The 15,629-nt window shown below is 60.8% G+C and carries 15 protein-coding genes and 1 pseudogene; 8 read left to right on the top strand and 8 right to left on the bottom strand.

The window, feature by feature from the left end; genetic code table 11:
- Positions 1-9: 9 nt before the first annotated feature.
- Genes HY795_14495 through HY795_14485 form a run of 3 tightly spaced genes read left to right on the top strand, consistent with a single transcriptional unit; the run spans position 10 to position 2,314 of the window.
- Complete coding sequence (locus tag HY795_14495; protein ID MBI4806439.1) at positions 10-834, top strand: OmpA family protein; 825 nt, start codon at positions 10-12, stop codon at positions 832-834.
- Positions 831-1,646, top strand: coding sequence for a hypothetical protein (locus tag HY795_14490; protein MBI4806438.1), 816 nt, complete (start codon positions 831-833; stop codon positions 1,644-1,646). The genes HY795_14495 and HY795_14490 overlap by 4 nt, the downstream gene beginning before the upstream one ends.
- 41 nt (positions 1,647-1,687) lie before the next feature.
- Entirely contained in the window at positions 1,688-2,314 is a 627-nt protein-coding gene (locus tag HY795_14485; protein MBI4806437.1) for an NAD(P)H-dependent oxidoreductase, read from the top strand.
- Positions 2,315-2,320: 6 nt separating this feature from the next.
- Here the strand turns inward: HY795_14485 and HY795_14480 are convergent, their stop codons facing one another.
- Together HY795_14480 and HY795_14475 are read right to left on the bottom strand one after the other, a co-directional pair.
- Complete coding sequence (locus HY795_14480; GenBank protein ID MBI4806436.1) at positions 2,321-3,310, bottom strand: tetratricopeptide repeat protein; 990 nt, start codon at positions 3,308-3,310, stop codon at positions 2,321-2,323.
- Between the two features lie 149 nt (positions 3,311-3,459).
- Positions 3,460-4,221, bottom strand: a complete 762-nt coding sequence (locus tag HY795_14475) for an HD domain-containing protein (GenBank protein MBI4806435.1) — start codon at positions 4,219-4,221, stop codon at positions 3,460-3,462.
- 135 nt (positions 4,222-4,356) lie between these two features.
- Here HY795_14475 and HY795_14470 point away from each other — a divergent pair, with 135 nt between their 5' ends.
- Positions 4,357-4,755: a response regulator gene (locus HY795_14470; GenBank protein MBI4806434.1), complete on the top strand. Its 399-nt coding sequence runs from the start codon at positions 4,357-4,359 to the stop codon at positions 4,753-4,755.
- Positions 4,755-5,474: a Tim44 domain-containing protein gene (locus tag HY795_14465; protein MBI4806433.1), complete on the top strand. Its 720-nt coding sequence runs from the start codon at positions 4,755-4,757 to the stop codon at positions 5,472-5,474. The genes HY795_14470 and HY795_14465 overlap by 1 nt, the downstream gene beginning before the upstream one ends.
- Positions 5,475-5,522: 48 nt before the next feature.
- Here the strand turns inward: HY795_14465 and HY795_14460 are convergent, their stop codons facing one another.
- The 5 genes from HY795_14460 to HY795_14440 form a co-directional block, all read right to left on the bottom strand.
- Complete coding sequence (locus tag HY795_14460; GenBank protein ID MBI4806432.1) at positions 5,523-6,425, bottom strand: aminotransferase class IV; 903 nt, start codon at positions 6,423-6,425, stop codon at positions 5,523-5,525.
- Positions 6,426-6,602: 177 nt separating this feature from the next.
- A complete protein-coding gene (locus HY795_14455; GenBank protein ID MBI4806431.1) occupies positions 6,603-7,622 on the bottom strand; it encodes an aspartate-semialdehyde dehydrogenase in 1,020 nt (339 codons plus the stop codon).
- Between the two features lie 247 nt (positions 7,623-7,869).
- Positions 7,870-8,745, bottom strand: a complete 876-nt coding sequence (metF, locus tag HY795_14450; protein ID MBI4806430.1) for a methylenetetrahydrofolate reductase [NAD(P)H] — start codon at positions 8,743-8,745, stop codon at positions 7,870-7,872.
- A gap of 42 nt (positions 8,746-8,787) precedes the next feature.
- Entirely contained in the window at positions 8,788-9,168 is a 381-nt protein-coding gene (locus HY795_14445; GenBank protein ID MBI4806429.1) for a (deoxy)nucleoside triphosphate pyrophosphohydrolase, read from the bottom strand.
- Positions 9,169-9,241: 73 nt separating this feature from the next.
- On the bottom strand, positions 9,242-11,206 hold the full coding sequence (locus HY795_14440) for an ABC-F family ATP-binding cassette domain-containing protein (GenBank protein MBI4806428.1): 1,965 nt from the start codon (positions 11,204-11,206) through the stop codon (positions 9,242-9,244).
- A 241-nt stretch (positions 11,207-11,447) separates the two neighbouring features.
- On the opposite strand from HY795_14440, the gene HY795_14435 reads away from it, so the two are divergent.
- The 3 genes from HY795_14435 (at position 11,448) to HY795_14425 (ending at position 14,440) form a co-directional block, all read left to right on the top strand.
- Positions 11,448-12,125: a hypothetical protein gene (locus HY795_14435; protein ID MBI4806427.1), complete on the top strand. Its 678-nt coding sequence runs from the start codon at positions 11,448-11,450 to the stop codon at positions 12,123-12,125.
- A gap of 278 nt (positions 12,126-12,403) precedes the next feature.
- Entirely contained in the window at positions 12,404-13,621 is a 1,218-nt protein-coding gene (locus HY795_14430; GenBank protein MBI4806426.1) for a DUF2325 domain-containing protein, read from the top strand.
- Positions 13,622-13,744: 123 nt separating this feature from the next.
- Complete coding sequence (locus HY795_14425) at positions 13,745-14,440, top strand: phosphatase PAP2 family protein (GenBank protein MBI4806425.1); 696 nt, start codon at positions 13,745-13,747, stop codon at positions 14,438-14,440.
- 162 nt (positions 14,441-14,602) lie between these two features.
- Here the strand turns inward: HY795_14425 and HY795_14420 are convergent.
- A pseudogene (locus HY795_14420) lies at positions 14,603-15,613 on the bottom strand (aldo/keto reductase).
- Between the last annotated feature and the right edge of the window lie 16 nt (positions 15,614-15,629).

The following is a 15,629-nucleotide window of genomic DNA, read 5'->3' as shown; positions in this document are numbered from 1 at the left end:
AAGGCGAAAATGCTCAAGCTTTCCACACTGAGGGGACGGCTCAAGGAAGAGGACGAGGGGACGTGGTTCATTTCCCTGGCGGACCTGCTCACCCTTCTGTTGTGCTTCTTCGTTCTCATGGTGTCCGTTTCGCAGCTGGACCAGGAGCGCTACAAGAAGGTCGCCCAGTCCATGGAGGAGGCGCTCAAGGTTGAAAAGGCCAAACGCGAATCCGCCCAGACCCAGCCCAAGCCCCTCGGATTCTCCCTGAAAGAGGACGCCGCCGCCACCGGGCAGCTCTACCCAGTGGTGCAGCCGGCCCTGCCCCCCCAGGTGTACCAGACGCCTCCCGGCCAGGCCACGCAGCCACCGGCCGAGACCGGGCCCAGGCAGCAGCAAAAGACCATGGACGAGCTGGGCGCGGAACTGGGCATGCGCTTCGCCCAGGACCCGGCCGGAGTGCAGATCGAAAAACGCGAGGGCGGATACGCCATCACCCTCAAGGGCGCCGTGCTCTTCGACCGGGCCAGCGCCGAATTGAGCTCGCCCTCCGTTACCTATCTCGATTCCATTGCCGCCTCCCTGCGCGGCACTCCCTACAAGGTGATCGTGGAGGGACATACCGACAACGTTCCGATCCAGTCCTTCCTCTATCCGTCCAACTGGGAACTCTCGGCGGCCAGGGCCTCGCGCGTGGCCCGCTATCTCATCGACCACGGCGTGGCCAGGGACCGTGTCCAGGTGGCCGGATTTGCCGAAACCAGGCCCGTAGCTCCCAACGAGAGCCCCCAGGGCCACGGCTTGCCCGAAAACCAGGCCCGCAACCGCCGCGTGGTCGTGTTGATCAACCCTTGACTAGCAAGCACACACTGGACCGGGGGCACGACCAGGCCTCCCATAAGCTCAAGGGGATATTCTCGACCCCTTCCCTTCCGGGCGAGGCGCCCGACCCGCTGTTTCCCAAACGCTACTGGTTCGCCAAAGAGGTCGGCGACGGCATGCTCTCCGTCCAGCTTTTGGACGAACACTTCCTGCCGACCCCGAAACAGCATGTGGTGAAGAAGGACACTTTCCTGGAAGGGTCCACCCTGGAGCCGGATCTCGGCTACCGTTTGCTCACCCAGCGGGTGCTCAAGGGCGACTACTACCGCCAGCAGGGCCTCAACGTGGAGGCCAAGATAGAATACCAGCAGGTGCTGCGTATCGACGAGGAGAACATCCGGGGCAATTTCGGCATGGGCATCGCCTACCTGGCCCTCAATCAGCTTGAGAAAGGGCGCTACGCCTTTGAAAAGCTCGTGCAGCTCGACGAGAGCTTCCTGCCCGAGCACAAGCATCTCTTCAACGACTTCGGCATCGCCCTGCGCAAGAAGGGCCTCTTCGAAGAGGCCATTGCGTTCTACAACCGGGCCAAGACCCTCTGCCCGGACGACGAAAACCTGCTTTTGAACATAGCCCGGGCCTGGTACGAGAAAGGCGATGCGGAAAAGGCCTACGAAGGCCTGAAGGGCTGCCTGGAGATCGAGCCCGGCTTCAAGGAGGCCCTGGCCTTCCTGGCCTATCTTCGCAAGCACCGCATCTTCCCCAAAGACGCCCACCTGAAGGCCCATTTCGACCGTGAGGCGCTTAAGCGCAGCGAGCTGGGGTCGCTGGTGGACGAGGGCTAGCCAAGCCTGACCCGGTTTCTTCCTCCGACAAGGAGAGTCGCATGCAAACTATCCTCTACGTAAAGGCCTCGCCCCGGGGGCCCAGGTCCCACTCCATCGCCGTGGCCGACGCTTTCCTGGAGGCCTACCAGGAGTTGCACCCGGACAGCCTGGTGAGAACCAGGAACCTGTTCGAAGAGCAATTGCCCGCCTTCGACGGACCGGCGCTTACGGCCAAGTACAACGTCATCCACGGCCTGACCCACGACCCGGAACAACTGCGGGCCTGGCAGGGGGTGGAGCGGTACGTGAAGGAACTCAAGAGCTGCTCCAAGCTGGTGATGGCCGTGCCCATGTGGAACTTCAGCATCCCCTACCCGCTCAAGCACTATCTGGACCTTGTGGTCCAGCCGGGGCTCTCTTTCGGGGTGAACGAGAACGGAGCCTTCGGGAAAATCGAGAACAAACCGGTTTTCGTGGCCTATGCCAGCGGCGGCCAGTACCCGCCGGGATCACAGGCCCAGACGATGGACCACCAAAGGCCGTACCTGGAGATGATCCTCAATTATATTGGGCTTACGGATATCCGGTCCGTGCGGGTGGAGGCCACCCTGGCCGGGGAGGAGACCGTCACGCAGAGAAGAGAGACCGCGTTCGCGCAGGCACGGGAGATGGCGAAAACGTTTTGAGTGGCGCTATATATCCTGGGCGCTGTCGATGGTGCCCTTGGACGGCGGCCCGCCGGGCATCCCCGCCCCCTTGGGCGGCTTGAACTCGCGCCCGAAGAGCTTCAGGTGGAGCTTTAAGGCCTCGGTGAAATTGGGGTTTATCCACAGTGCCTTCAAGAGCGCGTCCTGCGAGCCCCGATTATCCCCCATGAAGAACTGGGCCTTGGCCATGTTGAAGTGGATGTTCTCGTCGTCCGGAGTGAGTTCCAGCGCCTGCCGGTAGGCGTGCAGCGCCCCGGGCAGATCCCCCTCCTTGCGCAGCCTGACCCCCAGGGTATTGAAGGGGTTGGGGCTGTTGGAGTCGTACTTGAGCACCTCGATGAAGAGCTCCTTGGTTTCCTCCAGCCTGTTGAAATGGGCGAAGGTCTCGGCGGCCTTCTGCAGGTAGGTCTTGTAGCCTTCCAGATCGCCCTTGCCCTTGTAGGCCTCGGCCAGGCCCTTGTAGGCCTCGGCGTAGAGCTCGTTTATCTTCACGGCCTTCTTGAAGGCCAGAATGGCCTGGCCGTACTTCTGCTTCACCAGGTACTTGCAGCCCATGTCGTAGTACTTCTGGGCCTGGTTGTCCTCGCTGACCAGCTCCTCGAAGGTTTCGATGGCTTCGTCGTACTTTCCGGCCGCCAGCAGGCGCTTGCCTTCGTTCAACTGGGCGTGCTCGATCTCCACCAGCTTGTCGACCTTGAGCGCCCGCAGCATGTGCCGGTGGAAGGTCTCCACCGAGTAGGGCCTCAGCACGTAGCCGTCCACTCCCGCGGCGATGGCCTCCAGCACCCGGTCCTTCTGCCCCTCGTTGGTCACGAAGACCACGGGGGTTTCCTTCAGGTTCATGTTCAGGCGCAGGAGTCTTAAGAATTTGAGCCCGTCCATGTCCGAAAGCTGCGAATCAAGGACGATGAGATCGACCGCCCGCTCGCCAAGGAAATCGATGGCTTCCGACCCTGAAGAGAACTGCTGGATCATGGAGGCCTTGAGCTGTTTCACGCACTGGCGGTCGCGACGGGAATGCTCTTCGAGGCCGGAAACAACGGCCACGACATCCAGCTTGACGGGGTACGAAGCGTTATCCGGCACAAGCGGCTCCGGGGAGATATGTTGCGGTGAAAAAAGACTTACCGATTAAGCACTGCATAAATGCTGTTTCTTAGTTGCGTCAACTCCTCGGTTCGCGGCAGCAGATCGAACAGCTCGTCGGCATGACCCCTTTCCAGAAAAGCACGGCGGGAGGCCTTGAAGTTCAAGTCGAAAACCCAGCTTATGAGCAGCAGCTTGAAGTCGTTTTCATAGCGCATGAGGGCGTAGTCGCCCATGTTCCCTGCGCGGATCTGGTCGACAATGGCCTCGGAGTAGCGCTCCGGATCGTCGATGACGTGCAGGGTGACCACATCGGAGCGCTTTCCGCCCGGGCGCAGGTAGTCGAGCATGATCCGGGTGATGTCTAATTTGTCGCTGTCGCGCACGATGCGGGTTACAGTATCCAGCTCGGGGGATATGCCTCCTGGCAGGTCTCGCCGATTGTGCATGGCCACAGAACCAAGGACCAGCACGCGCATATCATGCCCAAGATCATTAAGAAACGGGTTCGAACGCAAGGCCTTTGCCCCGAGGTGGGCGTGGTTGGCCGAGAGTGAATCCTTGAACGTCTTATAGGTTCGGTATTGGGGAAAACGCCCGGCATCGTGGTAGAGCGCGGCAAGATGGGCGATGGAGGTCAATTGCCCGGAGAGGCCAAGCGACGAGGTGATTGCCCGGGCTTCGGCCAGTACTTTCAGGGAGTGCTCCCGCTTGAGCAGCAAATGACCGTCGTCCTCGGGGTTTCCGGTGAGAAAACCCTGGACATACTCTTCAAACCAACTGATATGCTTTTCGATCATTGCGGCCTCTCGGGAGATTGGAACGCCCGGGTTCACTGCACCATCGCAAGAGGTTTTTCAAGAACAAACCCTTGTCTCTCCCGGGCATTCTCTTGTACATTATTTGGCACGTATCCCCGCTCTTGGAGGCAATTGATGAAAGCTCTCGTGGTTGAAGACGATTTCGCCAGCAGGAAACTGCTGCAAAAAATATTAGCCCCTTACGGTGAAGTGGACATTGCGGTCAACGGAGTGGAGGCCATAGAGGCCTTCACCAAATCCCTGGAGGAAGGAGCCCCCTACGAGCTCATCCTCATGGACATCATGATGCCCGAGATGGACGGCCAGACGGCGCTCAAGAACATCCGCGCCATCGAGCGGGAGCGCAACATCACCTCCATGCAGGAAGCGAAGGTTATCATGACCACCGCCCTGGACGACCCCAAGAACGTGGTGGAAGCCTACTACAAGGGCGGCGCCTCCTCCTACGTGCCCAAACCCATCGACAAACAGATGCTCCTGCATCTTCTTAAAAACCTGGGGCTTATTTCCTAATGCGCCTGATCCTGGCCCTCGCAGCCCTTTTGGGGGCATTGCCTGAACGCGCGGCCCTGGCGGCGGACGCCGTGGGCACGGCCAGCAAAGCGGCACTTGGGGCCTTGGACATCATCTTCATCGGCATTGCCGGATATGTGCTCTGGCGGGTGATCTCGAACATCGCCAACCGCAAGAAGGACGACAACGACAACGGCAACACGTACGACGTGCCTCCCGAGGACGATGGCGACACCCAGGACCCGCGCGAGCGCCGCAGCCGGGCCGCCCAGGCAGCCTGGGAATATTTGACCGGGGAGCAGGCCAAGGAGCTTCATCCTGAACTCGAAGCGGAAAAAGACCTTCCGGGAGCGTTCAACGAACGCGAATTCTTGCGCGGGGCCAAGATGATCTACGGCCGGGTGAAGCAGTCCTTTGCGGCGCGGGACATGGCGGATTTACGGCAGTTCACCTCGCCGGACATGATGCGCCAATTCGAGCAGATGAATTCCGAGCGCCCGGAAAGGGAAGAGGTGGCCGTGCTCTTGGTGGATGCCAGGGTGCTGGACGTGAAGAAAACTGAAAAGCAGACCCAGGTGGAGGTGGCCTACGACGCCACCGTGAGCGACGATCCCAAGACCAAGGAGTCCAGGAAGGTCAGCGAAGTCTGGCGCTTCGTGCGGGACGAGACGGTCAAGGATGGGACGTGGCTCTTGGAGAGCATGGAGAAGACGCAATAAACAAAGGGGCCACGAAGGCCCCTTCTTAATTCCGATATCTTTCACGCCTTACAACGGCACTCCATTCTCGGCCACATCCTTCTTCAGAAGCTCAAGCAAACGCCTGCTCACCGGACCGGGTTTTCCATCGCCAATCGGCCTGCCGTTATACTCCACTATGGAGAGGCACTGGGAGGTGGTGCCCAGTATCAACATTTCCTTGGCCTGAGAGATGTCGTCCTCGTCAATCGTCTTGTAGCAGTGTTCGATCTCGCCCTTGGCCAGCTCCAGGACCCTCAGGAGCGTGGTGCCGGACAGGGCGTTGTCCAGCTTGGGCACGGTGATGCACCCGCTCTGGTCCACCAGGGCGATGTTCTCCGTGGCCCCCTCGGCCAGGAAGCCCCGTGAATCGAAGCACACCGGGAAGTCCTTGCCTTTGGCCGTGGCCTCCTGCTTCATGAGCACGTTGGGCAGATAGTCGATGCTCTTTATTGTGGCCAGGTAGCTCTGCTTGGCTGGAATCGAGGTGCGAAACGCCGTGACGCCCTTCTCGTAGAAAACCGCCGGTTTGGGCGTATACTGGTAGGCGGCGATGTACAGGCTCGGTTCCGGGCATTCGCTAGGGTCGATGCTGAAGCCGCCGGGGCCGCGCCCCAGGAGCATGCGGAACAGCCCGAACTTGGTGCCCGCGGCGCGCCCGAGCTCGAGCATTATCTTGCGAACGTCTTTCCAAGGACACGGCGGCTTGAGCCCGATGGCGTCGCCGGAGCGGCCCATGCGGGCAAGGTGCTCGTCCAGCTGGTAGACGCGGCCATCCACCCACTTCACTGTTTCGAAAACGCCGTCTCCCCGGTGCACCAGATGGTCGTCCCAGGGCATGAGCATGAGCGCCGGGTCCTTGCAGATGGCCCCGATTCGGTGCTCGTAAAAGGCCAGCACCTGCCCGGCGCCTGGGCGCGGGGCGGCGAGCATTTTTTCCAGATATTGAGAGCTGCTAAGTATTTCCACGTTGACTTCCGGTTTGAGCGGTTTCGATTGGGGAGCAAAAAACAAAGGCGAGGGGGAAAAATCAAGCCCCGCGCGTATGCATCATACGCGCGGGGACACTCTTGTAAAGCGGGGGCATCACACTCTGCCCCATGCCGGGCGCTAGATCTTCAGTTTGCCCTTCTTCATGAGCAGCTCGGCGATCTGCACGGCGTTCAGGGCCGCGCCCTTGCGGATGTTGTCCGCCACGATCCACATGTTCAGGCCGGAATCCACGGTGTCGTCCTGGCGGATGCGCCCCACGAACACGTCGTCCTCGCCAGCGGCCATGATGGGCATGGGGTACATCTTTTCATTCGGATTATCATACACCTGCACGCCCGGAGCCTGGGAGAGTATGGCCCGAGCCTCCTTGGCAGTGCAGGGCTTCTCGAACTCCAGGTTCACGGATTCGGAGTGGCCGTAGAACACGGGCACGCGCACCGTGGTGGCCGTGACCTTGATGGAGTCGTCGCCCATGATCTTGGCCGTCTCCTTGATCATCTTGATTTCCTCGAAGGTGTAGTCACCCAGGGAGAACACGTCGATCTGCGGCAGGCAGTTGAAGGCGATCTGGTGCGGGTAGACCTTCACCTCGGGGTCGATGCCGTTGAACATCTGGCGCACCTGGGTTTCCAGTTCGGTGATGGCCTTCTGGCCCGTGCCGGACACGGCCTGATAGGTGGAGACCACCACGCGCTTGATGGTGAAGGCGTCGTGCAGGGGCTTCAAAGCCACCACCATCTGGATGGTGGAGCAGTTGGGATTGGCGATGATGCCATTATGCCAGTCCACGTCGTCCGGGTTCACCTCGGGCACCACCAGCGGGCACTTGGGGTCCATGCGCCAGGCGCTGGAATTGTCCACCACCACGCAGCCGGACTTCACGGCATACGGGGCGAAAGTCTTCGACGTGGAGCCGCCGGCCGAAAACAGGGCCAGGTTCACGCCCTTGAAGCTGTCTTCCTTCATTTCGCGAACGGTGAGCTCGCCGCCCTTGAAGGGCACGGTGGTACCGGCCGAGCGCGAGGACGCCAGGGCGATCACCTCGTCGGCGGGAAAATTGCGGTCTTCCAGGGTCTTGAGCATTTCGCGGCCAACGGCCCCGGTGGCTCCGGCAACGGCAACGACGAGCTTGGACATTGTATTGGCTCCTTTTTGAGGGGAGGAGACGCCTGCGGCGGCCAGAGAGGGCGCTGCCCTCTCTGGACTCTCCCGCCAGGGAACTTCGTTCCCTGGACCCGTTATAGCTTCGCACTCCAGGGCGAAACAACGCTCTGGGGCGCGAAGCTACTCAAAAGTTTTTGAAGGAGAGTCCAGAGAGGAAACTTTTTTCAAAAAGTTTCCTCTCTGGCCGCCGGAGGCCTCTTCCGGCTGCATTAATCTTCTCTTAATCGAGCTTCAAACCTTTCACGATATCAAGGCAGGCCTGGGCCTTGTTGAGCGTGTACAGGTGCACTCCGGGCGCGCCACGCTCTATAAGGTCCCGGCACTGCTTTCGGGCATACTCTACGCCCACTTCCTTCACGGCGTCGGCCCCGCCCTTGTCGTTGGCGGCTTCCAGGCGGGAAAGGTAGTCCGCCGGGATGGTGGCCCCGCACAAGGAGAGGATGCGTTTGATGGAGGCCAGGTTCATGATCGGCAAAACGCCCGGCAGTATGGGCACGCCGATTCCCCTGGCCCTGCACCTCTCCACGAAACGGAAATAGTGGTCGTTGTCGAAGAAGAGCTGGGTGATGGCGAAGCTTCCGCCCTTCTCGACCTTGAGCTTCAGGTAGTCGATGTCCTTGTCCAGGCTATCGGCCTGGGGATGCTTTTCCGGATACCCGGCCACGCCGATGCACATGTCCGGATAGGCCTTGTGGATGAATCCGGCCAGGTCCGAGGCGTACTGGAAGGCCGCGTTCTCGGGCTTGAAATCGGGCTGACCCTGGGGAGGGTCGCCGCGAAGGGCCAGAACGTTGTCCACACCGGCGGCCACCAGGGCGTCCAGGAAGGAGCGCAGGTAGTCTTCGGAAGCCCCCACGCAGGTCAGGTGCGCCATGGGGTTCAAGCCGAAGTCGCGGGAGAAGCGCGTCACCAGCTCAAGGGTGTTGGACTGTGTGGAACCGCCAGCGCCGTAGGTGACGGACACGAAAAGCGGATCGAGGCTGGAGAGCTTGCCTACCTCGTAGAAGAAGGCGGGCCAGGCTTCCTTGTCCTTGGGGGGGAAGAACTCCAGGGAGATGAAACGCTTGCCCTGGGCCAGGAGATCATTGATGCGCAAGAAAGGCTCCGTGGGAGATGGGAGTCTACGGTAAAGGGCGCTTTACAGCGCCGACAGCTCCTTAACGATGTCCCGGTCCGCTTCCAGAAACGGCAGGTGCAGGGCCTCGGCAGGGGTGAGCCAACGAAGCCCCTGGCCTTCCAGAGGACGGGGAAGCCCTTTGAAATCACGGATATGAAAAAAAGACAAGCGCACGGTGAAATCGGGATACTCGTGAATTTTTTCCCGCCAGTACTCCACCCGCACGGCCTCCACGTCCAGCTCCTCGCGAAGCTCGCGAACCATGGCGCAGGCCGCGTCCTCCCCGGGCTCCACCTTGCCGCCAGGGAATTCCCAGAGCCCGGCATGGGCCTTGCCCTCGGGACGACGAACGCCCAGGTACCGGCCGTCCTGCCAGATGATGCCCGCCACAACGTGGATCATGCGCCCTCCCTGCTTGAACGGACGGCCTGCGGCGCGAGCAGCCGGGGAAAGGAGTCCGGGCGCGGGTGGATCATCACAGGGCCTCCCGGCGGGTTTCCAGGGCGGCTATCTCCTCTTCCAGGGTGCCAAGTTCCAGCACCAGAACGTCGCTCTTCTCTTTGAGCGCGTGGTACTCCTTGGAGAGTTCGGAGAATTTGGCGGCATCGGCGTAGGTGTCCGGATCGGCCATGACCTGCTCGACACCGGTCTGGCGGGTGAGCACGTCCTCAAGCTCGGCCTCGAGGGCGGCGTAGCGGTCCTTCTTGGGCTTTAATTCGCGCGAGAGGGCGTTTCGCTCCTCGGCCTGGCGGCGCTTCTCGGCCTGGCGGCTCTCGCGGGTCTCGGCCTTCACCTTGGGAGCGCAGGACACCTCGCAGGCGGCCTTGGCCTGATCCTTCAGGTGGCGCTCATAGGCCTCGTAACCGCCCAGGAACTCCGAAAGGCCGTCGTGCCCCACAGTCCAGACCACTTCGGCCGCCTCGGAAAGGAGGTAGCGGTCGTGGGCCACGAACAGGATGGTGCCTTCGTAATCCGAAAGGGCGTTGACCAGGGCCTCGCGGCTCTCCAGGTCCAGATGGTTGGTGGGTTCGTCCAGCACAAGAAAGTTGGCCCGGGCCAGGAACAGGCTGGCCAGAACCAGCCGGGACTTCTCTCCGCCCGAGAGGTCGCGCACGAAACGCTCGAAATAGCTCTCCCCAAGCATGAAAAGCCCGAGCACCGAACACAGCTCTTCGGTGGAGGCCTTGGGGTCAGACATGCGGCGGATCTCGGACATCACCGTCTCGTTGGGCCGCAAGATCTCTGTCTGGTGCTGGCTGAAATAGCCCATGCGCACCATGGAGCCCATCTTCACCCCGCCGCCGGTAGGCTTGAGCTCTCCGGTTATGCATTTGAGAAGCGTGGTCTTGCCCGCGCCGTTGGGCCCGGCCAGAGCCACCTTCTGCCCCCGGTACAGATTGAAGGTGAGTTTGGGCCATAAAGGTTTGCCGCCGGGAAAGGCGAATTCCAGCTCGGCGGCGGACAATATGTTTTTGTCTGCCCGGGCTGGTTGCGGCAGCTTGAAATCGAGCGTCTTGGCCTTGCGCTCGATGTTGGCGGTCACGGAGGAAAGCTCCTTCTGGAGCTTGTCCACGGCCTTCAACTTGCTCTGGGCCTGGCGCGCCTTGGTGGCCTTGGCCCCGAACCGGCTGACGAAGGCCATCTGGCGTCCGATGGCTCCGGCCAGCTGGGCGGCCTGGGCCTGTATCTGCTGCTGGGTCTGGGCACGCCACTCCACGAATTCGCTGAAACTGCCCGAGCGGACAGCTGGCTTGTCCCCCCCCAGGAAGAGCACCTGGGTGCCCACCCGGTCCAGGAAGATGCGGTCGTGGGCCACGAACACCAGGACGCCCGGGAAGCACAAGAGGTACTCCTCGAGCCATTCGACGGCCTCGATGTCCAGGTGGTTGGTGGGTTCGTCCAGCAAAAGGACGTCGGCCCCGGCAACCAGGACCCGGGCCAGCTTGGCCCTCTCCCGCCAGCCGCCGGAAAGGAGCCTAACAGGCCCCGGCCAGGCGTCGTCGGAAAAACCAAGCCCCGAGAGAATGGCCTTGGCCCTATGCTCCGGGTTGTAGCCCAGTGAGTGCTCCATTTCGGCCTGGCGCGTCGTGAGGGCCGCCAGGGCGTTCTCGTCGTGGGCTAGGTTGGCGTGTTCCCATTCGCGCCAGAATTCCTTCCAGGAGGGGAGCGCGCTCATCACCCAGGCCAAGAGCGGCTCGTCCAGATCCGACCCTGCCAGTTCCTGGGCCACATACCCCAGGCGCGCGCCAGCCGGAAGGATGACCCGCCCGGAATCGGGCTCGGCTTCTCCGGCCAGTAAACGCAAGAAGGTGGACTTGCCGCAGCCGTTGGGCCCGACCACGGCCAGACGCGTGCCGGCCACGGCTTCCAGGCTGAAGTGCGCGAGCAGGTCACGTCCGCCGAGCGACTTGGAAAGATTCTGAATGGTGATTTTGGACATAGCGGCAAATTGCGGGCGGAATATGCGCCCACCCAGAGCCCTTGTCAAACTCCGAAGCTTCAAAAATTATTCGTCTGGAATTCAGGTGGTTCGGTGCCGTTCGAGCGCCCGACAGCTTCAAATTTGTAACATTGGCATTGCGTGAAACCCTCCCCCTCTGCTACGGGTAAATCGACTTCGGCTACATATGTAAACTGACCTTGAACCGGCACCGCTGCTGAAAAAGAAGTATGACGCAAGCATGCCCCGCCACATCATAATCCTTGTTAGCGCTGTCCTTCTTCTGGCCGTCTGGGCCGTCGAAGACAAGACGCACTTTATGTCAAAAGGGTTTAGCAGCCTGTCACTTCTGCTCGCCCCTTCATCCACCGGCTCGAAGATAACCAAGAACGGCCCGCCTTCTCAGCGCGATCGCCAGTTCTCCCCTGTGGAGGCGCCCCCAGGCGATCCCCAGGAGATGTCCCCCTTCCAGTTCGCCGAGGTTCTCGGCCCGAATTTCAACAAGAACGACCTGCCGCGCACACAGGCTTTGTTCGAGAGAGTCCGCGTGGTGCTGCGTAACTTCATGCACCAGCCAACAATGCCACCTCGCCAGCAGGACACCTGGCCTTCGAATAGCGCGAACCAGCCGCAGAAGGGCCAACCCGTCGTGGCCGTTGCCGACAAGCATGGAACCTGGGGACATTTGGTGGCCATCATCCTGGCCAACGAAGTGCCGGAAAAGGCCGATGAACTCCACATAAAGGCAAAAGCCCTGGCTTCCGGTCCAGCCTTGGATATCCCTCTCCAGGGGGAACCCGAAAGAGCGGGCAGGATTGCCGCATCGCTCATCGCGTCGTTTCTGTTTCAGGAGAACGATTTCTTGAACGATTTCGAGAAATCCAAGCAGGAAACACGCCTGGCTCTCGGCTATCTCTAGTTCTTTCTTCATCCCACTTCCGCTCACGTTTTTTACGTGCGGTCCTCCTGGCTTTTGTCATTCCCCTGGCCCGCCACTCCCCTTGCTTCGCTCCTTGCGCCATAAAGCCAACCGCCAAGGCCCGCCTCTGCCAAGAGTTCCGGATGTGACAGCCACTGTCACGCAGGTCACCACGTTTGCCTTCCCGTGCCCCTTGCCGGGCCGGAAAACGTGCGAAAGTCAATTGACTTTGAAAGTCATTTTCAATAGTCAAAAACAGACCTGTGAAAGGAGACACCATGACACCAACACGGCGTAAGCTCTGGGAACATGAAGACTACCAATGCCCTATTCTGGGTACATGCCTGAGCATGACGGAGCTTAAAAAACTGGCCAGGAAACTGAGCGTCATCGTGACGCCGGCGGCAAGCGACTACGAACTGCACGGCTTTTTCGTGCGCGAGTGCAGACAGGAAAACTCAGTATCCACTTTCATCAACAAGTATCTGGACAAGAAATACCGCAAGGACATCCGCAACTTCGCCAAAGCCACGGATGAGACTTCGCTGGAAGCGATGTGGAAACACTCGGTGAGCATCGGAGACATCCCCGGCCCCTTCTGGGCACTGATGTCGCACCCGGCGGCTGAAATGGCGCTCCGGCACCGGGCATTCGGGGAAATCCACATGCTTTCGCACCTCATGGGCGCGGCCAACCGCGCGGACATAAAGCGTCTCGGCAAGCTTGAGAACCGGGTGAATGAATTGAGCCAGGCCCTGTTCAGGGTTCAGGCCGCACGGAGCACCCAAAAACTGGAGTGGACGGTGCGCATGAAAGAGATGGAGGACAAACTGGAGAACGAACGCACCGAGCGTCTGAAACTGCTCAGGCAGGTTCGCGAGGCCGCTCTGCCAAAAACCAGCCCCAGCGTGGCTCCGGATGCCCACCGGGAGCAGCTTGAGACCATGCAGAACGAATTGCGGAGACAGGCGGCCATCATCGAGGAATTGTACACGGAGAACACCCGGCTGCGCGAGCGTCTGGACGAGACGACCGCCGACCTGGAGCGCGCTGAAAAGGAACTCGTGCGGGTGATGCCCTGCGCCCAGGGCGGGGGTTGCACGGAGTCCGGTGAATGCCGCGAGGGCGGAACCTGCCAGCATGCCCAGTCTTCCGGCAACGGCGACTCGTACTCCTGCCCGGCCCTTTCGGGAAAAAACGTGCTCTACGTGGGCGGGCGCTGCAATCTTGTGCGTCATTACCGGGAGATGGTCGAACGCAAGGGATGCAGATTCCACCACCATGACGGGGGCGTGGAAAATTCTCCCTCGGAACTCTACGGCAAACTGTCCTCGGCGGACGTGGTGATCTGCCCGGTGGACTGCGTGAGCCATGAAGCGTGCCTTTCCGTGAAAAAAGCGTGCAAGCACTGCATGAAGCCGTTTCTCATGTTGCGCAGTTCCGGGCTTTCCGCCTTGGCCCGCTCGCTGGATCAGCTGGAGACAGGCGTGCAGTGAACCGGCCTGGAACTGCCCAGGATTTCTCATGAACTTAGAGGGCAAAGACACCGAGAGCGATCGATTGGTTTTACAAGGTGCGCGCACATGCTGTAGTGGCTTGAAAAACCCTGGAGGGTCGCCATGCGCTTCGTAAACCGCCCGCTTCTGCTCTTTCTCCTGCTTCTGCTGCCCCAGCAAGGCTTAGCCGGGGAAACGTTTTTCGTCACCCGTGAGCAGATAGACTTCTCCAGGCTGCTGGCTCCCCCGCCCGCTGTCGGCTCAGCGCACCAGCAACAGGAAATGGCTTACCTTCTGGAGTTGCAGAAAAACCGGACCCAGGCGCAGGAGGCCTTTGCCCAGGCCGACATGGAGCGGTCGGTGTTTCGTTTCGCGGACGTCCTGGGAGAGGCGTTCACGGCTGAAAAGCTGCCAAAAACCAAGGCCTTCTTTGACAAGGTGAAGAAGGACGGGGACTACCTCCTGGACCCGGCCAAGAAGCATTGGGACCGCCCCAGGCCGTACACTACCAACCCCGACATCCACCCCTGCGTGAGAAAACCGGAGAACACCTCCTATCCCAGCGGACATTCCACCTTCGGAACCCTCACGGCCATCGTTCTGGCCAACATGGTGCCGGAAAAGAACGCCCAGCTCTTTGCCCGCGCCGAGCTGTACCGGAAGAACAGGGAGATCGGCGGGGCGCACTACCCGAGCGATGTCGAGGCCGGGCGCATCTGCGGCACGGTCATCGCGGCCTTCATGCTCCAGAGCCCTGCCTTCCTGGAGGAGTTCGCCGTTGCCAAGGCCGAATTGCGAGGCGTTCTGGGACTCAAGTAGGAAGCATCGCACATGCGATCATCCAAAAGCCATCCCGGGATGGACTTTTAAATGAAAAAGGGCCGTCTGGCCCTTTGTCATTTTGCGTTCCGCTGAAAATCCGCTTGACCGGTGTGGCCAGATTCGCCCGCGCCGGTATTCGCCGACTGGCCGCCTCCCCGCTCAGCGGGCAGCCTGCCGGTTCCTGGTCTTGTATTTGGGGTCGATCACCTCTTCCAGCCTGTCCGTGGCCGTAGGGGGCGCAATGGAAAGCCGGGTGATCTCGTCGTACATTTCAGGGCTCATTTCGAACTCGGCGGCGGCCAGGGAATCCTCCAACTGGGCGAGGTTCCTGGCCCCGATGATCGGCGCGGTGACCGCCGGATGGGACTTGACCCAGCTTACGGCCAGGGTCACCGGGTGCATGCCCTGTTTGTTGGCATACTCCACGAACCGCTCGGAGACTTCGTAATAGACCGGGTCGCTGTAGCGGGTGTTGTACATCTTGTTTTCGACGATCCGCCCCTCATTCGGCAAGGCATCCTTCAAATACTTTCCGGTCAAAAGCCCTGCCGCCAGGGGATTGTACGGTATCACGCCCAGCTGTTCCTAAGCGGCCATGGGGAGTATCTCCACCTCGGCCTGGCGCTTCACCAGGTTGTACATGGGCTCGATACACTCGAACCTGGCAAGCCCCAGCATGCCCGATATCCCGAGCGCCTTGGCTATCTGCCAGGCGGCCCAGTTGCTGGCTCCGAGCGAGAGCACCTTCCCCTGGCGCACCAGGTCGTCCAGGGCCCGCAGCGATTCGTCCATGGGGGTCAGGGGATCGAAATGATGGATGAAGTAGAGGTCGATGCGGTCGGTATTTAGCCTGGCCAGGCTTTTGTCCACTTCGAGCATGATGTGGCGCCTGGACGCTCCCAGGGCGTTGACGTCCTTGCCCGCGAGCTGGGCGACCTTGGTGGTTATCACCAGGTCGTCCCGGCAGCCTGACATGAGCTTTCCCAGTATCTTTTCCGCCAGGCCGTCGCTGTAGACGTTGGCGCAATCGAAAAAATTGATGCCCACGTCCAGGCACCGGCGAAACATCCGGGCCGACTCCGCCTCGTCTGCTTCCTTGCCGAAGGTCATGGTTCCAAAGCAGAGCTCGGAAACAAGCACGCCCGTTCTTCCCAACGTCTTGTACTTCATACGGCCTTTCCCCATT

Source organism: Desulfovibrio sp., assembly GCA_016208105.1.
Taxonomy (GTDB): Bacteria; Desulfobacterota; Desulfovibrionia; order Desulfovibrionales; family Desulfovibrionaceae; genus Fundidesulfovibrio.
This window is presented reverse-complemented; position numbering and strand designations above follow the sequence as displayed.